Below are 22,848 nucleotides of genomic sequence, written 5' to 3' on the forward strand. Positions count from 1 at the left end.
AGGTGGGGAGAAAATTAAGAATCACCGAATTTTAGATTTTAAATTTTGAATTTTGGATTGAAGATTCAAAATCCAAACAGGTCTAAACGCGATAGTGTCTCGTACAGAAGCCCCGACTTGACTGCTAAGAATCACCGAATTTTAGATTTTAAATTTTGAATTTTGGATTGAAGATTCAAAATCCAAACAGGTCTAAACGCGATAGTGTCTCGTACAGAAGCCCCGACTTGACTGCTGGGGTCAATCTAAAATCTAAAATCTAAAATCCAAAATTGTGTTACCTGTCACCTGTTCCCTAATTCTTATGGACGTTGGATAATTGCTTCCAATACCCGGCGCTTGGCTGTGGCATCAATACCAATTAAGCGTACGTATTCTCCTGGGTATTCAGAAAGATGTGCCTCCAAAGCAGCGATCGCATCTCGTTCAGATGTAGCCTGAATTTGACCGCAACTAGCCCAAGTCCCTGTTCGGAAACGTCTTTGATCAACGTGTTCCAGGCTAATTTTAAATCCACTAGCCAATAATTGCCGCAGTTGATCTACTACTTCTGCGCTCAACCGAGTGCTGGTAACTGTTGCAGTGGCAGTAGCAGCAGTGGAACCAGCAAATGATTTTGTACTAGCAGATGCAGCTACTTGACCATGAGGACGTTGGATAATGCTTTCTAGTACCCGACGTTTAGCTTTGGAGTCAATACCAATTAAACGCACATACTCGCCTTGATGGTTGTCTATACACTCTTCTAACGCGGAAACCACTTCTTTTGCAGAAGTTGTTTCAATTGGCTTACAGCTGTTCCAAGAACCTGTGCGGAACCGGCGCTCATCTACGTGTTCTGTACCGATTTTGTAACCGCCTGCTAAAAGTTGACGGATTTGGTCTACTGTTTCGGCGCTGAGTTTACTGCTACCATTGCCGTTACCATTGCCGTTGTAGCTGCCATTGCTGGAAGCAACAGATGGTTTAAAGGTGGATGTACTTGCAACCACTCCATCTGGACGTTGGATGATGGTTTCTAATACTCTTCGTCTATCATTGTCAATACCAAACAGACGGACATACTCGCCACTGTGGTCTACCAGACAACTTTCTAAAGCTGCGATCGCTGCTCCTAAAGACCTGGTTTCAATTGGCTGACAGCTTTGCCAAGAACCTGTGCGGAACCGTCTTTGATCAACGTGTTCTGTACCTATTTTATACCCTTGCTCTAGTAAATAGCGCAACTGATCTACCGTTTCTGCACCCAAGCTATTGCTCGCCACTTCACTACTCCTTTCCAATTCTTCAACAACAATACTTGTATAAGATTTAGCCCCAGAAAGATTAAGTTCATCCCGAATGGGTGCAATACACTTGCTATCCGCAGCACAGCGATAACCAGTCCGCAATGCCTGATTAATGCCGACTACATGATGAGCAAACTGCTGATCTTGAGCTTGTACATCTGGTAATCGGTCAGCTTGCTGCTGGGTAGTAATTATCGCTCCTGAAGGGACATATTTACCTGGGGGGATTTCTACATCTTGAATCAAAGCGTGCATCATCACAATGCAACCTGCACCCACCTTGGCATTAAATACCGTAGAGCGAAAGCCAATAAAGGAGTGATCCCCTACATAAGCTGGCCCATGAATTAGAGCCATGTGGGTAATAGAAGCATCTTCACCAACCCAGACCGAGTATTCTTGTTGATCATCACCAATTACTCGACCTTGCTCCAAGCCATGAATGACCACACCATCTTGAATATTAGTGTTTTCACCAATATAAAAAGGTGTACCTTCATCTGCTCTAATTGAAGTCCCTGGAGCAATAATGACATTTGCACCTATCAATACATCCCCAATAATGTTGGCAGAAGAGTGTACAAATGCAGTTTCATGGATTTTGGGTTCAGCTAAACTCCTTGACCACGGGGTTGGGGGGGCCGCCGTGCTGCGGACTACCATTGAGACATTCCTCCTGAATTAAGCTTTTTCTCAGTTATTCAGTTGTCAGTAGTTAGTTGTTGGTGGTCAGTTGTTAGTTGTCTCTTACCGTCAACTCTTTCCTGTCACCTGTCACCTATCACCTGTCACCTCTTAATCTGACTATCTATATTGTTCTTTTTTGCTGTAGATGAGGCGATCTTCAACATGAATCGTGTCTATTATCGCCACTACTGCTGCATCTAACGGACGTTGTTCATTGCCTAGAACTTGACGCGCGGCACCGTTACGACTGAACAGTACCCACTCTTCCACTCCTGCTCCCACACTATCGGCTGCTACCTCGTATTCTGGCAGGAAGTTTCCGTCTTCATCTACTAACTGCAACAACAGTAGTTTCACACCTCGAAGACTGGGATCTTTTTGCGTGCTGACTACTGTGCCACGAACTTTGGCAATTTGCATTATAAATTACGGTCTTCTACCAAAAGGACGAATTGCGTTTACACCTTCCCGGAATTGTTCTACATCTTCGGTATAACGAATTGGCAGGACGTATTCCAAGTTTTCGTGAGGACGAGCAATGATATGAGTGGATAGCACTTGTCCACCATTAACTCGCTTGACATTTTCAATCCCTGCTGCTACTGAAGCTTGTACTTCAGAAACGTCGCCCCTAACGATAACTGTCACCCGACCGCTACCGATTTTTTCGTATCCTACTAGGGTAACGCGAGCGGCTTTCACCATCGCATCAGCAGCTTCTACTACTGCTGGAAAGCCCAGCGTTTCAACCATTCCCACTGCAATTGACATTAGTTTTAATCCTTAAATCAAGTTTATGGCTTGTGCCACTCTGTTCGCCTTCAAGCCTGAAAAATATTTTCCCTCAAGCAAGCAACCCCGTTAATCACTTTGTTTAAACAGTCTGTTAAGTACGGAACTGTTCTACAGCTTCTGTATACCGAATTGGTAAAACGTATTCTAGGTTTTCGTGGGGACGAGCGATGATGTGAGTGGATAACACTTCACCACCGTTGACTCTTCTGGCTGCTTCAACTCCAGCGGCAACTGAAGCTTGTACCTCAGAAACGTCGCCCCGCACAATCACGGTAACACGAGCGCTACCGATTTTTTCATATCCTACCAAGGTGACACGGGCTGCTTTCACCATTGCATCAGCAGCTTCTACTACTGCCGGAAAGCCTTTCGTTTCAATCATTCCAACTGCAATTGGCATCGCAGAACTCCTAAAAAATTAATTCAATCTGTACTATGGTTTGAAATTTTTGACGGGGATGCTGATCTTGAGCGAAGAAAACACTTCTAAAATTAAGCATAGGAAACCTTGGCATCCCTGGCAACACAAATTACTATAATAGTTTGTAATAAAAAAGTTTTAGAAAACTTAACAAAAATTAATATTTTCCTTTAATAAGATCAAAATTCACGTATTCCTAGAGGGGACGCTTATGCTTTATAATTTCTTTATTACATTTAGAAAATAACATTCATAACCAAGGTTAATCCTATTGTTTCAGGGCATTCAGATTCTGTACATTATACTGTCTCGGTTTTTTTTCATGTTTTGTTATCTGTACATAGATTAATTAAAAAGATATATAAATTTTTTAAATATATCCTATAAAATTATTTGTTCAGAGTAGCAATAGAAATTTACAGCCAGAATATTTATGAATACATATAAGTGCATCTAAATAGGTAAAGTTATATTTAACTGCCATTTAATAACGGAGGCTAAAGCAAAAATGCTGATTTAAGTTTATTAGCAAAATAGTTAAGAAAAACTTGATTTTACCAAAATTAATTTTTTTTAAGCAAATGATGGTTATAAGGCTGTTTAAGAAACTAAAGGTTGAGTGGTCAAGGAAAATTTAAATGAATGAGTTTCTCTATTTTACAAGTTGGTTTGTGCCTTTTTATAGCTTACTAGGCGCAATTTTAACTCTACCGTGGGGAATGGGAATAATTCAACGTACAGGGCCAAGACCTGCGGCTTACTTCAACTTGTTGACGACGATTTTGGCTTTTTTCCATAGCTTATTTGTATTTAACGATATATGGGAGAGAGATCCAGTAATCTTGGTAGTTAATTGGTTTCAAGCTGCGGATTTCAATTTATCATTTGCCTTGGAACTCTCCCCAGTCAGTATAGGGGCAATAGTTTTAATTACAGGATTAAGTCTATTAGCCCAAATTTATGCCCTGGGTTACATGGAAAAAGACTGGTCTTTAGCACGCTTTTTTGGTCTGCTAGGATTTTTTGAAGCCGCACTAAGTGGTTTAGCGATTAGCGATTCTTTGTTCCTGAGTTATGCCCTACTAGAAGTCCTCACCCTTTCCACTTACTTACTGGTGGGATTTTGGTATGCTCAACCATTGGTAGTCACAGCAGCGCGAGATGCTTTTTTAACAAAGCGGGTGGGAGATTTGTTACTGCTAATGGCTGTAGTCACACTTTCCACCTTAGCAGGTAGTTTAAACTTTTCCGATTTGTATGAGTGGGCGCAAACTGCTGAGTTAAATCCATTAACATCAACTTTGTTAGGTTTGGCTTTGATAGCAGGTCCTGCGGGTAAATGCGCTCAATTTCCTCTACACCTGTGGTTAGATGAGGCCATGGAAGGACCTAACCCAGCGTCGGTAATGCGTAACTCGTTAGTGGTTGGTGGTGGGGCTTATATGTTATACAAGATTCAACCATTGTTAGCACTATCGCCAGTAGCACTGAATGCCTTGGTAGTTATGGGTACGGTGACAGCGCTGGGTGCAACATTGGTATCGATTGCCCAAATTGATATTAAACGGGCTTTATCTCACTCAACCAGTGCCTATATGGGATTGGTGTTTTTAGCGGTGGGCTTAGAACAAGGGGGTGTGGCTCTCATGTTATTGTTAACCCATGCGATCGCTAAAGCATTATTATTTATGAGTTCTGGTTCAATTATATATACCACCCAAAGTCAAGACTTGACAGAAATGGGGGGTCTGTGGTCACGAATGCCAGCTACTACCACTGCCTTTGTTGTCGGTTCAGCAGGAATGGTGACACTGCTACCACTGGGAAGCTTTTGGGCAATGTTAGGATGGGCTGATGGCTTAGTCAAAGTTAGCCCTTGGGTAATTGTGGTTTTAGTGTTAGTCAATGGCTTGACAGCATTGAATTTAACCAGAATCTTCCGCTTAGTATTTTGGGGAACACCACAACCGAAAACTCGCCGCGCCCCAGAAGTTGGTTGGCAAATGGCCTTCCCCATGGTGACATTGACTATATTGACACTACTATTACCCCTGATGCTACAGCAATGGTATTTACTACCTAGCTGGGAAAGTATTGATTGGTATATATTATTGTCTTTACTCGCTTCTACCTTCTTGGGTGTGGGTATTGGTTCGACAATTTATCTGCACAAAGCTTGGTCAAGATCAAGAATTCTGGCTTGGAGATTTATCCAAGATTTGTTAGGTTATGACTTTTACATTGACCGAGTTTATCGCCTCACCATTGTCGGTGCAGTAGCTTTATTATCCAGGATTTCTGCGTGGAGCGATCGCTATTTAGTAGATGGTCTGGTAAACTTAGTCGGCTTTGCCGCAATTTTTAGCGGACAAAGTTTAAAATACAGCATTTCGGGTCAATCCCAAGGCTATATGTTAACTATCTTGGTAGTAATTAGCGTCCTGGGTTTTGTCATCAGTTTTTCACTAGGTTTATTCGATAAATTACCTTTTTAGGAGGGTGGAGGCAGTCTTGCTGGAGGTAATTATAATTTTCCTCCTCTCTCCATCTTCCCACCTCCCTCACTTCCCACCTCCTCACAAGGGTAGGTATTTTACATCGTCGTGAGGGCAAGACTTGGTGGACAAGGTGGACAAGGTGACAAGGGAGGAAAACTGTACAAAGGATGTACGATTGGTAACAAGAACTGACGCTCACCGGACTATTTTATGGATAAAATCTTCCTTGTCTACTTTCCCTCCTTGTCTTCCTGGTCTTGCCTTCACAGATAATATTAAAAACATACCCTTGTGAGCTTCCCACCTCCTCATCTTCCTAACACTTGCTTATGCTGAGTACGTTGATTTTGCTGCCGTTGCTGGGTGCAACATTAATAGCTTTCTATCCTGCTACTATGAGTGGGAAACTTTCCCGCAGCTTGGCTTTAGGCTGTGCCGTGATTACTTTCTTATGGACAATTTTTCTAGCCATTAAGTTTAATCCTGGGGAAGTTGGACAACAGTTTGCCGAGTCACTGCCTTGGGTAGATGCTTTAGGCTTAAACTATAATTTAGGAATAGATGGTTTATCATTGCCATTGCTATTGTTAAATGGACTTTTAACCTGCATTGCCATCTATAGCAGCGATGAATCTCTTCAACGTCCCAGATTTTATTATTCCTTAGTCCTACTATTAAGTGTTGGCGTAATTGGAGCCTTTTTAGCACAGGATTTATTGTTATTTTTCATATTTTACGAATTGGAACTGATTCCCCTCTATCTGCTAATTGCAATTTGGGGTGGTGAAAGACGTGGTTATGCAGCAACTAAATTTCTAATTTATACTGCTGTTTCCGCCATCTTGATTTTAGCCAGTTTCTTGGGAATGGTTTGGCTGAGTGGTTCTCCGAGTTTTGGACTAGCAACTTTGAACACCCAAAACTTATCTTTAGCCACACAACTGTTGCTACTAGTGGGAATTTTGGTGGGTTTTGGCATTAAAATTCCCCTCGTTCCCTTTCATACTTGGTTACCAGATGCCCACGTCGAAGCTTCCACACCAATTTCTGTATTGTTAGCTGGTGTATTGTTGAAATTAGGAACTTACGGTTTATTGCGGTTTGGGATGAACTTGTTGCCTGAAGCTTGGGCATATGTAGCCCCTTGGTTGGCAACATGGGCAGTCATTAGTGTGCTGTTTGGTGCATCTTGTGCGATCGCGCAAACAGATATGAAAAAAATGGTAGCCTATAGTTCTATCGGACATATGGGCTACGTTTTGTTAGCCGCCGCCGCCGCAACACCTGTAAGTGTATTAGGTGCTGTCATGCAAATGGTTAGTCACGGCTTAATTTCCGCCCTGATGTTTCTGCTGGTGGGAGTTGTATATAAAAAAGCAGGTAGCCGTGATTTAGATGTGCTTCGCGGGCTGCTAAACCCAGAACGGGGAATGCCTGTGATTGGTACTTTGATGGTTTTAGGAGTTATGGCCAGCGCTGGTATACCAGGAATGGTGGGTTTTATTTCCGAATTCATCATTTTTCGGGGTAGTTTAGCAGTTTTCCCGATGCAAACATTGATATCAATGCTGGGTACAGGTTTAACTGCCGTTTACTTCTTAATTCTGCTCAATCGTGCCTTTTTTGGGCGGTTATCTGCACAGGTGAGCAATTTACCCAGAGTATATTGGAGCGATCGCATTCCTGCGCTAATTTTAGCAGTATTAATCGTGATTTTTGGTATCCAACCTTCCTGGTTAGTGTATTTAACTGAACCTAGCATCACAGCAATGGTAAATACACCAAGTTTAGTTGCAAATGTGTCAGTAGATAAACCAGGTAAAACCTAAAAAATGCTGGGTTTGTAGTAGAGATTAACAACTACTACAACCTGATCTGTAATTCCTTATCTTTCAACCTTCTTTATTTTTAATTTTCTGGAGAAATACTAATGCTTAATCTTAAAAATAAACCAGTTAATCACCCTTTATCTGAATATCTTCAACGCTTACAAACTGGGGAAGCATTACTTAAAGATACCCCAGAAAATGTTTTGGAAGTAGTTGGTATTCTCAAAAGTTATGGTGTAGTTTTAGATGCTTATTCCCAAAACCTCATTTACATAGCCGAACATCAGTTTTTAGTAATTTTTCCCTTTTTTAAATACTTTAATGGTGAGGTTTCTTTCTCAAAACTACTTCATCACTGGTGGCATGACAGAATTAACTTTGAATATGCTGAATATTGCATGAAAACCATGATGTGGCATGGTGGCGGTGGACTAGATGCCTATTTAGATACAAAAGAATTTCAAGAATTAGCTGAAGCTGTGATTACTGCTAAATTAAAAAATGATCCCTTAATGCAGGGACTTAATCAACTGTTTCCAGACTTTTTAATAGAACAGTTGCGCGTCTCTGCTTATTACACTGGTTTGGGTCAATTTTGGCGGGTGATGGCAGATATGTTCCTTAGCCTATCAGATCGTTATGATCAAGGGGAAATTACATCAATTCCCCAAGTTGTAGATCACATTAAAACAGCTTTGGTAAAAGATGCACTTAAGCCAATTACTTATTCAGTCAAAATTAGGGATAAAGTTTATGACATTATTCCTAAATCAGCCGGTTTAACTTTTCTTTCCGATACAGCAATACCTTATGTTGAAGCTATCTTCTTCCGAGGAACTCCTTTCATGGGCGTAGTGTCCTACAATGCTCAAGCATATCAAATTCCACCAGATCAATCTCGATTTGAGTATGGTGCATTATACGCAGATCCTTTGCCTATTGGTGGTGCTGGTATTCCTCCCACCTTGTTAATGCAGGATATGCGCCATTATTTGCCAGAATATTTACATAATATTTATCGTCGCAGTCGTCGGGGTGAAGATGATTTGCGAGTACAAATTTGTATGAGTTTTCAAAAGTCGATGTTTTGTGTAACGACAGCAGCGATTTTAGGATTGTTACCTTATCCGCTAGATACTCAAGATTTAGATGAAGAAAAAGCAAACAGAGTTTATTTAGAAAAGTGGTTAGATAGATTAAAAAATTCGCAGCTATTGGTAGTGAATAAATAAAGTATAGCTGTAGCCAGGATAATTAGGACATTATTAATCCTTGAAACTTAGATATAATAAGGCTTTCCCTCCTGCCTCCTGCCCTCTGCCTCCTGCCTCCTGCTATAATTCCTAGATTTCAACACCTAAAGTAGACGATTTGCCACAAAAAAAGTCCGCCTGCGCGGACTCTGTCCATATAGCCCCACAATTTTAGTTTGCGGAGCAATTGCAGGACAATTTACTTATTATGTGAAGTGTAATAAACCTTGTTGCCCGTATCTGGAACAAAATGACAGCTGATAGCTGAACGCCATAAAGACTTCCAAACAGGTTCTTTAGATTCGTGGAAATAGTCACCCATAATAGGTTTAATCGCCGCAGTTGCCTTCAGCAAATTGTAGTGAGGCATATTCAGGAAGATATGGTGAGCAACATGAGTACCGATATCGTGATGGATATGATTGATAAAACCATAATCTCTATCAACACTAGAAATAGCACCTTTTAGAAAAGTCCATTCTTCCCCACGATACCAGGGAATTCCCGGCTCAGTGTGGTGTAAAAATGTTACCAAATCCAGCCAAATGATAAACCCAATGTATGGACCTGCATAGTATTTTAACAACCACATCCAACCCCATTGATAGGTGAGGAAACCTAACAAACCTACAAAGCCAATCCAGAGTGTAGTGCTAGTAATAATATCCCATTTTTCCGAAGGCTTGAAAAGCGGGCTGCTGGGTGAAAAGTGAGAGCCTTCTTTACCAGGAGAACGCTTAAACAAATACACTGGATAAGCCAACAAGAATACATAAAAACGCCCAATTTTTTGTAATAAAGGCATCTCATTGTATTCTGATTCAGATATAGGATACCAGCTTTCATCATTCTCCAAACTACCAGTATTTTTGTGGTGAGTTCTGTGGCTAATTCGCCAACCATGATAAGGAACTAAAATGGGAGTATGGGAAAGATGACCAACTAAATCATTCAACCATTTATGCTTAGAAAAAGATTGGTGTCCGCAGTCATGACCAACTACAAACAAAGCCCAAAACATGGTTCCTTGCATAACCCAGAAAATTGGCCAAAAATACCAAGAATCCAGATAATTAGCAACCGCATAAAGCAGACCAATAATCAAGATGTCACGAAAAAAATAATAGAGTGATTTGATCACACTAGGCTGAAAACACTCAGCAGGAATTGCAGCTTTTAAATCCTGAAGAGTAAAGGGTAACTTAGTTGTTTCCTGAGAAGATTCAGAACTATCTAATTGGTTGAAATTGATTGTATCTAGTTGCACTGGATTTGATTATCGGTTGTAAATTAGAAGTTATTTTAGAGGCAAGTAATCTCACCTCTGCAATGTACAGTGTGGGAAATCTGTGACAAATCACAAAGCTCAATCAAGGAAGAAATTAGTAAATATCCTAGCAATATTTTGGTATAGAGAATTGCCAGTACTAATTAAACAAGGATAAAAGTCAAGGTGCTAAAAATTTCAGCAGACATTCATACCTTTATCCTGCATCCTGAATTTACTACTCTGCGTAATGTTCAGTGAAAGTCTTGTAACCAACATCAGTTGTGTAGAGTTGACATTCGTCGGTAATTTTCTTCATTAAAGACCAAGAAAACTCACACTCATCGTGTAGATAGCTACTCCAATTTTCCTTAATGCTGCTGTAAGCCAAACGCAAATTATAAGAAGGAATAGCAGTAGAAATATGATGGGGAACGTGAACATTGATGTCGTGGCAAAGAATTTCTACCCAGCGAGGATAATCGCAGTGAATTGTTCCAGATAGTTGCGCTAAAGCTTCATTCCACTTATCAGCTGTTGTAAAGGGAACATCTGCGGTTGTATGGTGAACAATTGTGAATGTACTCATCCAGAAATGGTAAACTATCCAGGGTATAAACCAGAATTTTATAAATCCCCAAATACCCGTTGTGAGAATGAGTGTGGGGAAAACAATTGCAGCAAAAACAGCCACTACTGCCACAGAAAGCTTAACACTGGCTTGGTCTTTTGGTTGGAATTTGCGGGCATCAAAATGCACAACAGCCCAATGTCCAATAGAACCTACCCACCAGAGGCGTTTCTCCATAAATAATACAAACGCAGACTGTCTGGTTTTATCCCAAGTTTCAAAAACTTCAGGTCTGATAGGATGCCAAGCATTATCTTCATCCAGCTTGTTTGTATGTTTATGGTGATAATTATGTTTAATCCGCCAACTATGGAATGGATAAATTAAAGGCATCATGAAGAAATGCCCAACTAAGTCATTTACCCAACGACGTTTAGCAAATGAACGATGACCACAGTCATGTCCAATCACAAAAAAACCTGTTAAAGCAGTTCCTGTAAAAATCCAGGCTAGAGGTAATAGAAACCAAGGAGAAATTGCTAAGAAGAAGTATCCTAATCCAGCCATAAAGAGGCTGAGTATGGCTTGTGTCCAAGCTTTGCGACTATTTTTCTGAAAACATTCTTTTGGCAGACTTTTGATAATATCTTTGAGTTTCAGTTGGGTATTACCAAAGTCTGTAGAGACGTTATTTACCTGGCTGTTAATTGTTGTAGTCATGAATACCTGAAAAAGAACAAAATCCCCTACAAAGTCACTAAAAAGCAACTAGTCGCAAAGTTTTGTAACATTAATTCTTCGGATTATAGCAAGCTAAGTTACCGTAACGCACGGACAAAAAAAATTTGCTAAAAATTTCCGAAATGAGCAAAAATTTTGTAGTGAATGGAGAAAATGAATTAATCTACACAAGCCAAAAGTCAATAATCGAAAGTCAATCAGTAATTGACCGTTTGACTATTGACTATGTGACTATTTAATAGTATGGGATTACTGCTTTCTATCTGCCAGCTTTATATTTGTAGCTAGACCAAGTAATTGCAGTAATTGAATTGTCATCCAAGTCATATCAATTTCCCACCATTCCAAGCCATGACGGGCTGAGTATTGAAAGGCGTGGTGGTTATTGTGCCAACCTTCACCGAATACTAGTAGAGCTACCCACCAACAATTAGTGGATTTATCACCAGATTCATGACTACGATAGCCAAATTTATGAGTAGCACTGTTAACCAACCAGGTACAATGGTAAACCCAGACAATACGAAAGAAAATTCCCCAAACCACGAAAGACCAGCCACCTAAGAAAAATAGTGCTAAACCCAAGGCAATTTGTAAGAAAATGAAATTTTTCTGTAAAAACTGATAGACTGGGTCATCAATAATGTCTTTGGTAAAACGAGGAACTTCATCGTGAGCCGGAGCAAAATGAATCATCCAGTCCATATGGCTCCACCAGAAACCTTTATTGGAATCATGGGGATCTTTTTCTGTATCCGAGTGCAAGTGATGGATACGGTGTGTACCTACCCACTCAATCGGTCCACCCTCACAGGAAAATGTCCCAAAAATAACTAGGACATATTCTAACCACTTAGGTGTTTGAAAACTACGGTGGGTAACAAGACGATGATATCCAAGGGTAATGCCTAAACCACCAGTCACCCAGTAGAGAAATAATGCAATACCAACGGCGTTCCAGCTAAAGTTACTAGGAACCAAAACGAACAGAGCGCCGACGTGTAGTCCAACGAAAAATAGGGTGTTAACCCAGTTAACTTGAGGTTTAGAAGTAGCAATTGTCATGCAGTATCCTGAATAGAAATTGTTCAGCCTAATCTGCGCGATCCTAAAATCCGCATATTTATATTTTATTTTTTTGGATGAAGAAACCATGAACAGCTCACAACAGCTGCGGCAAGCAGAACAGGCACTATTAGAGATTTTTTCTGGTATTGACGCTCAGGTCAAGCATAATCTTAAACGAGTATTAGATGCCTTTCGTCATCACCGAGTAGGCGCACACCATTTTGCAGGCGTAAGTGGCTATGGACACGATGATTTAGGAAGAGAAACCTTAGATAAAGTATTTGCCGAAGTGATGGCTGCCGAGGCTGCGGTGGTGCGAGTGCAGTTTGTTTCGGGAACTCATGCGATCGCCTGTGCGCTGTATGGTGTACTCCGTCCTGGGGATGAAATGTTAGCAGTAGTTGGTTCTCCCTACGATACGCTCGAAGAAGTAATTGGCTTGAGAGGACAAGGCCAAGGTTCTCTAATTGATTTTGGCATAAATTATCGACAATTGGAGTTAAGTTCTCAAGGAACAGTAGACTGGCAAGCATTAAATACTAGCATTACTGATAATACCAAGTTAGTTTTAATCCAGCGTTCCTGCGGCTATTCTTGGCGGCCTAGTTTGTCAATTAGCGACATTGAGAAAATAGTCCACTTAGTCAAACAGCAAAATCCCCACACCATTTGCTTTGTAGACAACTGCTACGGCGAATTTATAGAAACCCAAGAACCCACAGCCGTAGGTGCTGATTTAATGGCAGGATCATTGATTAAAAATCCTGGAGGTACAGTGGTGAGTGCCGGTGGTTATATCGCCGGACGGGCTGATCTAGTAGAAGCCTCCGCTTGTAGGCTTACAGCCCCTGGTATTGGTAGTGCTGGGGGTGCTACCTTTGACCAAAATCGCCTCTTATTTCAAGGGTTATTTTTAGCACCGCAGATGGTAGGTGAAGCCATAAAAGGAACTTACCTCACAGGTTATGTATTTGACAAACTCGGATATCCGGTTAACCCTCCACCCTTAGCACCGAGGGGCGATGTTATCCAAGCGATTAAACTTGGTTCAGCTAAAAAACTGATTGCCTTTTGTAAAGCTATTCAACAAAATTCGCCTATAGGTTCTTATTTAGACCCCGTACCTGATGATATGCCGGGATATGAAAGCCAAGTAGTCATGGCTGGGGGTACGTTTATTGAAGGTAGTACCTTGGAATTATCAGCCGATGGACCTTTAAGAGAGCCTTATATTGTTTATTGTCAAGGTGGTACTCATTGGACTCATGTATCTTTGGCGTTACAGGCGGCTATTGAGGCGGTGGGAGAGGCATAAAACTCATATAGGGATTTTTTGGGGAATATTGTAACGTCGTTGTCATTGCTAAAATAACTTCATCAGCAGTGACACCCCAAAAAATAAACCATGACCAATTGTCTCCAGTTGAACCAATGACATTGATGATTAGTCTCAATGATTTACGTGATTCTATTACTTAGGAAATAACGCGGTTTACTAGTGACATATTCCATCATGTCGTTCTGCACTGTGAATCCGTTAGAGTTGTATTCAATTAGCGATCGCCATTTTAGTTTATATATGCTTCCAAACAGCTGCTGAGAAGTAACAGGAGGCATGATGGCGTTAAGTAATTCTGGCATTAATATGGGTTTGCGGTGAATCGCTAAGGAATAGATCACGGTTTTCTCTAAATCTGATAAGCGTTGAAATTGTTGATCTAACAAATCGTAAATGTTGCTAAATACGGTTACACCTTGGTCTAAAAAAAGATCAATCTTACCAGAAAATAGAAAATCAATCTTGGTGGCAGCAATTTTGAGTATCAGCGGATTTCCGGCATAGTGATTATGTAAGGTTTGCCATTTTGCTTCAGTTTCGTTAATTCCTTCTGACTGTAAAATCTTGAGTCCGTCTTCAGGAAGCAGCCCCTTCAGAATCAGCGATTTTATCGAATTGGCTTTTTTCTCTAGTAAAATAAATGCGATTGGTGGTTCTCGACTGGTGATAATTAAACAACTTTTGTGGGTAGACTCCCCAATTCTGCGAATCAGTTGTCCATAGCCTTCAAACCCTTCCCGATATGATCCCCCTCGTTCTCCCCATTGCAAAATAGATTCTAGATTATCCAGAACCAGCAAACAACGAGTTTGATGGAGATAGTGCATTAACTTTGATATTAATTGATCTGGAGGTTTTGGTAAATCAACGGCTTTCTGGTCAGAGAGGATGTGAATTAGCTCAGTTAAGGTTTCTTCTACAGTTGGAGCATGACGAAGCGAGCGCCAAATGACATACTTAAATTCTGATGATGACGAGTCTTTGCTGTTGGTAAAGCCTTGCATTAACTTGGCTATGAGACTAGTTTTACCCATACCACCCATACCTAAGACCATGATTAATTGACAGCGATTAACCTGAATCCACTGGTTCAATGTTGCCAGTTCTGCGGTGCGTCCATAGAAAACGGAGACATTGGGGGCTAAACTATAATCCCCATAGGGCTGAATTTGAGGCTGTAGAGGTTGGATAGGGAATTGTGTTGAGTGTGTTTCTGGTTTGACTAATGGGACGGAAGGAGGTGATTGATAATCATCAGCCTCTAGCACTAGATTAAATGCTTTGAAGCATTGAACTAGAGACTTTTTATCAACTCTGACGTTGCATTGAAAAATTTTGCATAGGGTATGAGAGTCTAATTCAGTCTGAATACTGAGATTATCAAGGGTAAATCGCTTGCCGTTATTTTCAGCATATTCCTTTGTTTTTATGGCGTTTTTAAGTTTATCTAAACCTTGATGCGTGAGGATTGACCCACGTTTACGTTTTCTTAGTAAGTCCATAAGTATAAAATATAAAATATAAAATATAAATTTTTTTAAGCAAGGCCAAATAGGGCAAGAGGATTAGCTCTAACCGCTGGAAAAATGACCGAATTTTAGGAAAACCGGGATTAATCTGACAAGAGTATAAAGATACAGCTAAGAGATTGAACAGAGTATAACGCTTGCTTGATGTGTTTATTAATACAGCATTTTACAAAAAAGGGAAGTTTTAACAATTTGAAATAATTCTGCGGTCTAATTTGCTTACAGTCTCAACGCTTGAAAGGGTTGTGGTAGAGAAGTGAGAGCGATCGTTTGTCGGGATTCTTAAGTTCCGTTGCTTAAGTTGGCAAACTTCCATTGCTGTATATACGTCGAGAGGTATAGAATCAGCCGATTAAACTTAATTTTAATGCTATTTAGTAGGCAACTTTTATGTCACAAAAACTAGCGATCGCAATCAGTGGTGCTGTTTCTTTAGGTAGCTATGAAGCAGGTGTAATGTATGAAGTATTAGAGGCGATCGCTCAATATAATGAAAAACGGGAAAAAGACGACCCAAATCGAATTGAAATTGATGTGATTACGGGTGCGTCAGCAGGTGGAATGACAGCAGGTATTCTTGCTCAAAAGCTACTCTGTGATGGAGATAGTCTGCGTAAACCTTATGAGAACCCCTTGTATAAAGCGTGGATTGAAGATGTTGACATTGAGGAACTTCTTGAAGTCCCCAAAGAAATTGAGGAACTTCTTGAAGTCCCCAAAGAAAATTATAAAAATTCCCTACTGTCATCAAAGGTAGTAGCAGACATTGGAAAAAAATATTTATTAGATAATCCACCAAGCCCAAACAAGCTTCATCCTTCTACTGCTCAAGAAATTTTTGTGGGAATTGCAATGTCTAACCTAAATGGTTGGGATTACACCGTCAACCCACGTAATCAAGAAGGTGATGGTAAGTTTATATACACACGCTATAAAGATGGCTTTGTTTGCCGATTACAACATAATTCAGATGATTCTATCACCTTGGCTGAAATGTCTCTTGAACATACAAAAAATGACGCTGAATGGACGGATATAGATAAGACTAATTGGGAAATGTTACGCGAATGTAGTTTATCGTCTGGAGTATTTCCCCTTGCATTTGAAGTCAAGGAAATTAGAAGGGTTCCAGGCAAAGGTGAATTTGAAAACCGGGAAAATAAAGATTATTATTATACAGATGGAGGTGTTTTTGAGAATGAACCATTAGGAATAGCTAAAAAGCTGGCAGAATGGGTTGACAATAAAGCCATCAAAGAGAACCCTCAAAACGAACCAAATAAACGCTTTTATTTATATGTTGCACCAGGGAATAAAACCTCTACTGCAAATGTTGATTTTGGAAAAAATGGGATTGATCTTTGGACAACTCTAAATGCTTTGCTTGCGGCTGTCTTTAATCAAGCCCGCTTTCAAGATTGGATTATCAAAGATTTGGATGATACGAGTCCTATTTTCCAGATTACGACGAAAGATGAAAATTTAATTGGAGAGCTATTTTCTGCTTTTGCTGGTTTCTTAGATATCCGTTTCCGTTTCTATGATTACAATATTGGTAGAGAATCAGCAAGAAAAGGGCTAGAGAAATTTTCAGAGAAAACTTCTAATCCCAATTTAGCTTACTGGACAGAGGCTAATGTAGAAGATAAAGATCAAAAACTTTTGTGGGAGTTTATTGATACAGAAGGTATAAAGCAGTCAATTGATCAGCATGACTACAGAGAATATGCTAAGAAGAATTCTATAGATCAACTTTTAGATATAGTTGATATAAAGAAACGAAATAAAATACTAGAGGCACTTCTAGCAAGATTCAGACAATTAATTAAGTTTGTTAGTGAAAAAATAGATGGAGAAGAAGAAAAAAAGAGGCCTTTTTTGGGTCTAGATCCAAGAGATATCTTCGTAAAGATTGCAGTTGATCTAATAGTAAAACCCGTGCTTCAACGCAAGCTTTTTCCAAAATAATAAAAGCCCTTGATACTAATGAGTTCGCGGTTCTTATATGCTACACCAATGGTAAGGATTCAGGTCTAAATTTGAGGGATTAAATTTGGGGTCTGCATATTAGGATTAACCATAGATTGAATAGCTTTGTCAAAAAAGTCAATCACAGAAATAGAAAATTAAGGCGGTTGCAATAAATGACTGACGATATTATTGAGAAATCCGACGAGCCAAAAAATCCACCTAACCTTAGTATCTTGATTTCTTGTTATAAAAGCGCTTTGGATAAACTTGTAGAAAATAAGCATACTGATTGTAGAAATAAGGTTTTAGCTGTTCTTGTCGCTCGTGATGCAATTCATGTAGCCTTGAATGGCGAATCTCCTATTTATCCTGAATCAGAACATATTAATAACCTAATTGACTTAGATAAGGAATTAAAAGAACACGCTTGTACCAAGTACATTGGTAGCGAGTTACCAGAATGGAGAAAGAGTGTGAATCCACAGTCAGAGCGATGGTGGTGGTATCTTAAATACCCCTCACCAAAGCGGCTTGACGAAGCGGTGAAATTATATTCTGACTCGCTGAGGGAATATGAAAAAGAAAATGACCCCTGGCATAAGGACTTGTGGGACTGGTTAACAATGGGAAACCTTAATCATGAAACGGAGGCAGAACGAGCGATAAATGTACTTCTAGCCCGTGAAGCAGTTGAGGAAGCGTTAAAGAATGAATCACCTTCTGATGATCTGATAAGAACTATTATCGAGTTAGATATTATCCTGAAAAAGCACGGTAAAGAGATTGCCCGACGTAATCAATTGGCTAGATGGAAAAATAGCTTTAAACACTTTTCAGATCAATGGTGGTGGAATCTCAAACCGACTGCTATTGGCTCACCAGATGAACCACAGTCTGGATTAGACGTACTTTTAAATGCCCTCGCCATAGCGTTCTTGGTAGCTGCCACTAGCTTTACCATTAGTTCTGCCAAGGCTTTCAAAGACAGTAAAGATTTTGGTGTGGACGGTTTGATTATTACTGGACTACAGGCTGCACTCTTGGGTGTGGCTGCTAAAGGCACTTTGACCACAGAGGGACGAAAAACTATTGAAAAATTCCTCATTACTATTGATGCGCCTCCGAAACAGCAAGCATTAATAGTTTGTTCTTGTTCTGGTTTATTGCTGTTGATAACTGCGGGTATCAAAGTCTCTTTTTTACCTTGGTCTGCCCATAGTTTGTACAAAACAAATTTAGATAATGAACAGAGTAGAAAAATAGAAAATGTGGAAAATAATTACCAAAAAGCTATAAATTTAAATGACAATCCTAAATTTCGCTCAGTAGTCTATATAAAGTTAGGAGAACTTAACGAAAATCAATTTAATCTCAACAAAGCCCTAAAGAATTACCAAAATGTTTTAGAGATTAATCGCCGTAATCCGGCTGCCTATAACGGTATTGCAAGGGTCATCCTTTTACAGGAATTGGAAAAACAAAACTGGCAGATTAAAAAAGTTGAAAAAAAGGTACTTATTAAAGTTGAACAAAACTTGCAATATGCCCTTCAAAATCTAAATAATAATGGTGAAAAAGAGAATAATAATACGGATGAATATAAAAAAATAACGGATGAAGATGAAAAAATATACGAAAAATCTTTGACTTTTGTTCAATCTAAAATTCTTATTAATCAGGGTATTCTATTTTTAGTAAAAGGAAATAATAAAAAAGCAGGAAAAAATTTCGATAGCGCAAAACAAAAAGCAGAACAAGAAATAAAAAATAAAAAGAAAAAGCTAGAATCAAAGATAATAAAGCTAGGATCAAAGATAACCGATAACGAATGTGAAGGACAATCAATATCAAATAATCAAACTTTCATTATCAAATGGTTGAGCCAATTTAACCGAGAAAAAAAATTATGCAAGCAATGGAAAGAAGAAATTAAAAAAATAGAAGATGATAATAAACCTCTAAAGACAAACATTGATAACATGGCTAAGTATTATGAAGCTATTATTAAAAGACAACTAAAAGATATCAATGACAATGATGGATTAACAGTTTATGATGAAATTATTGGAAAAAATTTAACTAGCACTGAAGAATAGGTTAAATTAATTGCTATTGGAAGTCTAGTCTTGAGTCTTTTTCTTTACCAGCATATTAAGGCAAGATAATACTAAATTTAAACTGTAAATATCTAAAATTATGTCAGACAAACAAGAAATAGAAATAACATTCCGGTGGACTGAAGAACGACAAAAACTACGTAAAACTTTTCAATTTAAGCCAAACAAAGACAAAAATAATTCCTTCAAAATTGGACGTAAGCCTAATTATGAGTGTGATTTGTGTCTTGAAGATCCCTCTTTAGAATGGGTTCATGCAGAAATTTTCTGGAAGGATAAAAATGAAAATCAGGAACAGGGTTTTTATCTAAAATCTAATATTTCTGGTGATAATTGTCTTAAGGTTGATAATTATATTGAGGTTATTGGTCAGATTGTACAAAATGATGAAAAGCCAGAAGATAAAGAAGTAAAACGAAGTCCATTAATTTTTCTGAAAACACTAGCATTGAAGATTGAAAACCTTTTGTCTCAGTTAGATAAATTATTGAAATATAAGTATAAAACATACCCATTCGCAGAAACACTAGCATTGAAGATTAAAGACCTTTTTTCTCAGTTGTTATATAAATTATTGGAATATTATAAAACATACTCAGAAAAGAGTAAAAAAGAAAAACTTGAAGAAGTAAAACTTGAAGTAGATAATCGCATAAGAATAGGAAAGACATTGTTGAAAGTAGTTTCAATCTCTTTATGCGAAGAAACTAACCCTAATTCTCCTAAAGAGAATTTATGGAAGTATTTGAATTTTGGCGTTGCTGATTTCGAGTATGATTTATATTTGTTGGCGATCACTAAACTATTACATGACCAATACTTCAGATTATTAGATTTTTATTTTCATACCTTGATTCAGCAACGCCTGAATTTTATTAAAAGTAAGCATTTATGGAAGCATTTATGGAATTTTATTAAAAGTAAACTTTTATGGAAGCGTTTTTTGGCATCATGTATTGATTTTGTTGTCTTGATTATGTTTCCTGTTATACAATTAAAAGTTGTTATTTCCATTAATTGGCTAAATAATTTTGCTAGTCAATTATTTTCCGACAACGAAGTTATTTTGATGTTGCTATTTTTGTGGCCGTTAATTGTATATCCTACTTTCTTTGAGTTTAAATTTCATAACACAGCAAAAGAAGAAAATTACAAAGATAAATCTATAAAATTGACAATACGTCCTTTTTCTCGTCGGGCAAGTTTTGGCAAACGTCTCTTGGGAATTTATGTAACTGACTTAAACAATGAGTCCATCTCCATTTTTAGTTCAATTGCGAGATGTTTTTTCCAACCTTTATTTATTTTTGGATACCTTTTTCTAATTGATACTATTCAGAATTTTTTGTTACCTAGACTTGGATTTATGCCCATTTCTATTAATGGATTATTGATATTTTGTTTGAGTATCATCCTAATTATTATTAATTTTATTATGCTTGTTTTGACAAAAAATGATCAATCTTTGCGCGACTGGATAACTAAGACAAAAATTGTAGAAAGAAAAGAAGTTCCATTATGGAATATAGTTGTTAAAATTAAAGGTTTTTTGTTTAAGAGATGGCTTCCTATATTTCTATTTTCAATAGTTCTATTTCTAATAGTTGTCTCTCCTTCAAAATTTTCAGATTACTATCATCACAAAGGAAATGAACACTTATCTCAAGCAAAAAATTACTACAAAGAGAAAAAATATAGCAATGCCAAAAAAGAATATGATAAAGTTATAACCTACTATAAAATAGCAGAAAACCTCGATAATAAGAGAAATTATACTGCCTATGCTCAATACGAGAAGGGATTAGTTAATTCTAAATTAGGTAATTCTAAATTAGGAAATAATCAAAAGGCGATCGAAGATTTTAAAGAGGCGATCAAAGATTTTGAGGAAGCCAAAATAATTTTTGAAAACAATAAAGATAAATCTAGCGCAGAAAACGCACGTAAACAAATCAATCAGCTTCAGTCCAAAGTTAAGGAAAATACCAAATGAGCAACATAGCAAAAACTGAACCAAATAACCGCCCCAACCTCCAAAAAGGAGACAAAACAGAGTGGGTTGTCTTTCTCCAAGACATATTAAATGGATGCAAATGCAACCCATTAAACCTTGATGGAGACTTTGGTAATAACACAGAGAATGAAGTCAAACGATTCCAGCAAAAAGTTGGTTTAACAGCAGATGGTAAAGTTGGTGTAAATACATGGACAGCCCTTGATAAATATGAAAAATTATTTGGCTGGCAATGTGAGTGGCCTAGTGCATTGAGTTTAACCGGCATCGGTGGAGTTGACACCTTAGAAAATGTCACAGCTAACATGATTCCCAAAGCAACCACCTTTATGGGAACTCCTCCACGTTTTTGGGGACGATATTTCCAAGGCAACAGCAACGATGGTGAGTACCTTCGCGCAAAAGAAAATAAGCCCTTGCATGATGCCAAAATTAGACTTTTACCAATTTCCAGACAGACTAATAAAGTTGATGGTACACAACAAAAAGGAAAAGAAATCGGTAGTAGTCACGCACAAGATTTGATATCAACCTTTGGAGAAGATTATCTAGCTGCACAGGGAGATAGCTTCTATTTCTTCCTTGATGTTGAAGGAATTGAGGGACAACCATCATTATCCAAAGAGTTTTATTTAGGATGGTCAGAAGCCGTTTTAAATGCCAGTAGTAAAGTGAAATTGCTTCCTTGCGTTTACCTGAGTGCCAAGCAAGATCCAACTTCAAAACTAAATCTCAGTGCTGCTATGAAAGCCGGCGCACAATGTCATGGTTTATGGGTTGCCAATTACGGTAATCAACAACCAAATCTGCGCCCTTGGGATCGAGATCAAATAGCACCTGCAAATCCAGTTCCTTGTAAGGTTTTAATTCATCAATATGCAGGAGATATTGCCAATGGACTATTTGATTTTAACCAAATTAATCCATTCTTAGACAATCCAGAATTAGTTATCCAGCGACTCATTTTACCACCAGCATAATTATCGCAATTTTAATAATCTGGAAGACGTTGCATTAATCCTTCATTCTTCTCATTGCTGAAAGAGAAGGATATTTTTTATTGTCAATAAGTAACTGACTTTCTAATAAACGAGATTGATCATTAAATCCTAAAATTCTAGCCGTCACTTGTCCTATATTTGTGAGAGATTCAATAGTAGAATTATTCAGTTTAAAATGTTCTCCCCAATTATCCCAACGAGGATGATAAAACCGCACAAATTCTTTTTTATCTAAAATAATTGAACCGATATCACTGCCTTTAAAACGATTACAATAAACACAACAATAGGCTAGATTATCTATATTTGATGAGCCACCATGTTTGATACTAATAATATGATCAATGGCACACCCTAAAATGGTATCATGTTCAGCAATCAGGCAATATTCACATAAATTATCTGCTCTTTCTGCCACTAAACGGCGAAGTTCTAGATTTAAATAAGGACGCTCCATA

The 22,848-nt window shown here is 38.4% G+C and carries 17 protein-coding genes; 8 read left to right on the plus strand and 9 right to left on the minus strand.

Annotated features, from left to right (window positions below; all coding sequences use genetic code 11):
* Window positions 1-302: 302 nt before the first annotated feature.
* From ANA7108_RS0111260 to ANA7108_RS0111275, 4 genes are all read right to left on the minus strand, one after another.
* Entirely contained in the window at window positions 303-1,952 is a 1,650-nt protein-coding gene (locus tag ANA7108_RS0111260; RefSeq protein WP_016950892.1) for a ribulose bisphosphate carboxylase small subunit, read from the minus strand.
* Between the two features lie 141 nt (window positions 1,953-2,093).
* Window positions 2,094-2,396: a EutN/CcmL family microcompartment protein gene (locus ANA7108_RS0111265; protein ID WP_016950893.1), complete on the minus strand. Its 303-nt coding sequence runs from the start codon at window positions 2,394-2,396 to the stop codon at window positions 2,094-2,096.
* Window positions 2,397-2,402: 6 nt separating this feature from the next.
* Window positions 2,403-2,747, minus strand: coding sequence for a carbon dioxide-concentrating mechanism protein CcmK (locus ANA7108_RS0111270; protein ID WP_016950894.1), 345 nt, complete (start codon window positions 2,745-2,747; stop codon window positions 2,403-2,405).
* Between the two features lie 115 nt (window positions 2,748-2,862).
* A complete protein-coding gene (locus ANA7108_RS0111275; RefSeq protein WP_015209255.1) occupies window positions 2,863-3,171 on the minus strand; it encodes a carbon dioxide-concentrating mechanism protein CcmK in 309 nt (102 codons plus the stop codon).
* Window positions 3,172-3,830: 659 nt separating this feature from the next.
* Between ANA7108_RS0111275 and ANA7108_RS0111280 the strand changes: the two genes are divergently transcribed.
* The 3 genes from ANA7108_RS0111280 to ANA7108_RS0111295 all read left to right on the plus strand — a co-directional run bounded on the left by ANA7108_RS0111280 (window position 3,831) and on the right by ANA7108_RS0111295 (window position 8,751).
* Window positions 3,831-5,687, plus strand: a complete 1,857-nt coding sequence (locus ANA7108_RS0111280; protein ID WP_016950895.1) for an NAD(P)H-quinone oxidoreductase subunit F — start codon at window positions 3,831-3,833, stop codon at window positions 5,685-5,687.
* 332 nt (window positions 5,688-6,019) lie between these two features.
* Window positions 6,020-7,519 carry an NADH-quinone oxidoreductase subunit M gene (locus ANA7108_RS0111290; RefSeq protein WP_016950897.1) on the plus strand — a complete coding sequence of 500 codons (1,500 nt, stop codon included), beginning with the start codon at window positions 6,020-6,022 and terminating at the stop codon, window positions 7,517-7,519.
* Window positions 7,520-7,620: 101 nt separating this feature from the next.
* A complete protein-coding gene (locus ANA7108_RS0111295) occupies window positions 7,621-8,751 on the plus strand; it encodes a CO2 hydration protein (RefSeq protein WP_016950898.1) in 1,131 nt (376 codons plus the stop codon).
* Window positions 8,752-8,971: 220 nt separating this feature from the next.
* Here ANA7108_RS0111295 and ANA7108_RS0111300 read toward each other — a convergent pair whose 3' ends face one another.
* From ANA7108_RS0111300 to ANA7108_RS0111310, 3 genes are all read right to left on the minus strand, one after another.
* Entirely contained in the window at window positions 8,972-10,039 is a 1,068-nt protein-coding gene (locus tag ANA7108_RS0111300) for a fatty acid desaturase (protein WP_016950899.1), read from the minus strand.
* Between the two features lie 238 nt (window positions 10,040-10,277).
* A complete protein-coding gene (locus tag ANA7108_RS0111305; RefSeq protein WP_016950900.1) occupies window positions 10,278-11,330 on the minus strand; it encodes a fatty acid desaturase in 1,053 nt (350 codons plus the stop codon).
* 270 nt (window positions 11,331-11,600) lie between these two features.
* Window positions 11,601-12,416, minus strand: a complete 816-nt coding sequence (locus ANA7108_RS0111310) for an acyl-CoA desaturase (protein ID WP_016950901.1) — start codon at window positions 12,414-12,416, stop codon at window positions 11,601-11,603.
* An 88-nt stretch (window positions 12,417-12,504) separates the two neighbouring features.
* Between ANA7108_RS0111310 and ANA7108_RS0111315 the strand changes: the two genes are divergently transcribed.
* Window positions 12,505-13,734, plus strand: a complete 1,230-nt coding sequence (locus tag ANA7108_RS0111315) for a methionine gamma-lyase family protein (protein ID WP_016950902.1) — start codon at window positions 12,505-12,507, stop codon at window positions 13,732-13,734.
* Between the two features lie 143 nt (window positions 13,735-13,877).
* Here the strand turns inward: ANA7108_RS0111315 and ANA7108_RS0111320 are convergent, their stop codons facing one another.
* The gene (locus tag ANA7108_RS0111320) at window positions 13,878-15,260 is read right to left on the minus strand and encodes an NB-ARC domain-containing protein (RefSeq protein WP_016950903.1); all 1,383 of its coding nucleotides are present in this window, start codon (window positions 15,258-15,260) and stop codon (window positions 13,878-13,880) included.
* A gap of 417 nt (window positions 15,261-15,677) precedes the next feature.
* Between ANA7108_RS0111320 and ANA7108_RS27225 the strand changes: the two genes are divergently transcribed.
* The 4 genes from ANA7108_RS27225 (at window position 15,678) to ANA7108_RS28170 (ending at window position 22,369) form a co-directional block, all read left to right on the plus strand.
* Window positions 15,678-17,255: a patatin-like phospholipase family protein gene (locus tag ANA7108_RS27225; RefSeq protein ID WP_016950904.1), complete on the plus strand. Its 1,578-nt coding sequence runs from the start codon at window positions 15,678-15,680 to the stop codon at window positions 17,253-17,255.
* A gap of 176 nt (window positions 17,256-17,431) precedes the next feature.
* The gene (locus tag ANA7108_RS0111330; protein WP_016950905.1) at window positions 17,432-19,354 is read left to right on the plus strand and encodes a hypothetical protein; all 1,923 of its coding nucleotides are present in this window, start codon (window positions 17,432-17,434) and stop codon (window positions 19,352-19,354) included.
* 100 nt (window positions 19,355-19,454) lie between these two features.
* A complete protein-coding gene (locus ANA7108_RS0111335; RefSeq protein ID WP_016950906.1) occupies window positions 19,455-21,368 on the plus strand; it encodes an RDD family protein in 1,914 nt (637 codons plus the stop codon).
* Window positions 21,365-22,369: a peptidoglycan-binding protein gene (locus tag ANA7108_RS28170; RefSeq protein ID WP_016950907.1), complete on the plus strand. Its 1,005-nt coding sequence runs from the start codon at window positions 21,365-21,367 to the stop codon at window positions 22,367-22,369. The genes ANA7108_RS0111335 and ANA7108_RS28170 overlap by 4 nt, the downstream gene beginning before the upstream one ends.
* Before the next feature lie 34 nt (window positions 22,370-22,403).
* On the opposite strand, the gene ANA7108_RS0111345 is transcribed toward ANA7108_RS28170, so the two are convergent.
* Window positions 22,404-22,847, minus strand: a complete 444-nt coding sequence (locus ANA7108_RS0111345) for an HNH endonuclease (RefSeq protein ID WP_016950908.1) — start codon at window positions 22,845-22,847, stop codon at window positions 22,404-22,406.
* Window position 22,848 lies beyond the last annotated feature (1 nt).

This window comes from Anabaena sp. PCC 7108, assembly GCF_000332135.1.
In the GTDB taxonomy this organism is placed as follows: Bacteria; Cyanobacteriota; Cyanobacteriia; order Cyanobacteriales; family Nostocaceae; genus Anabaena.

Bases quoted from the DNA above. Each gene is read 5' to 3' on its own strand.
- ANA7108_RS0111280 (WP_016950895.1), top strand. From the start codon at position 3,831: ATGAATGAGTTTCTCTATTTTACAAGTTGGTTTGTGCCTTTTTATAGC.
- ANA7108_RS0111335 (WP_016950906.1), top strand. From the start codon at position 19,455: ATGTCAGACAAACAAGAAATAGAAATAACATTCCGGTGGACTGAAGAA.
- ANA7108_RS0111265 (WP_016950893.1), bottom strand. From the start codon at position 2,396: ATGCAAATTGCCAAAGTTCGTGGCACAGTAGTCAGCACGCAAAAAGAT.
- ANA7108_RS0111305 (WP_016950900.1), bottom strand. From the start codon at position 11,330: ATGACTACAACAATTAACAGCCAGGTAAATAACGTCTCTACAGACTTT.
- ANA7108_RS0111315 (WP_016950902.1), top strand. From the start codon at position 12,505: ATGAACAGCTCACAACAGCTGCGGCAAGCAGAACAGGCACTATTAGAG.
- ANA7108_RS0111295 (WP_016950898.1), top strand. From the start codon at position 7,621: ATGCTTAATCTTAAAAATAAACCAGTTAATCACCCTTTATCTGAATAT.
- ANA7108_RS0111345 (WP_016950908.1), bottom strand. From the start codon at position 22,847: ATGGAGCGTCCTTATTTAAATCTAGAACTTCGCCGTTTAGTGGCAGAA.
- ANA7108_RS28170 (WP_016950907.1), top strand. From the start codon at position 21,365: ATGAGCAACATAGCAAAAACTGAACCAAATAACCGCCCCAACCTCCAA.
- ANA7108_RS0111320 (WP_016950903.1), bottom strand. From the start codon at position 15,260: ATGGACTTACTAAGAAAACGTAAACGTGGGTCAATCCTCACGCATCAA.
- ANA7108_RS0111270 (WP_016950894.1), bottom strand. From the start codon at position 2,747: ATGTCAATTGCAGTGGGAATGGTTGAAACGCTGGGCTTTCCAGCAGTA.
- ANA7108_RS0111310 (WP_016950901.1), bottom strand. From the start codon at position 12,416: ATGACAATTGCTACTTCTAAACCTCAAGTTAACTGGGTTAACACCCTA.
- ANA7108_RS0111330 (WP_016950905.1), top strand. From the start codon at position 17,432: ATGACTGACGATATTATTGAGAAATCCGACGAGCCAAAAAATCCACCT.
- ANA7108_RS0111275 (WP_015209255.1), bottom strand. From the start codon at position 3,171: ATGCCAATTGCAGTTGGAATGATTGAAACGAAAGGCTTTCCGGCAGTA.
- ANA7108_RS0111260 (WP_016950892.1), bottom strand. From the start codon at position 1,952: ATGGTAGTCCGCAGCACGGCGGCCCCCCCAACCCCGTGGTCAAGGAGT.
- ANA7108_RS27225 (WP_016950904.1), top strand. From the start codon at position 15,678: ATGTCACAAAAACTAGCGATCGCAATCAGTGGTGCTGTTTCTTTAGGT.
- ANA7108_RS0111290 (WP_016950897.1), top strand. From the start codon at position 6,020: ATGCTGAGTACGTTGATTTTGCTGCCGTTGCTGGGTGCAACATTAATA.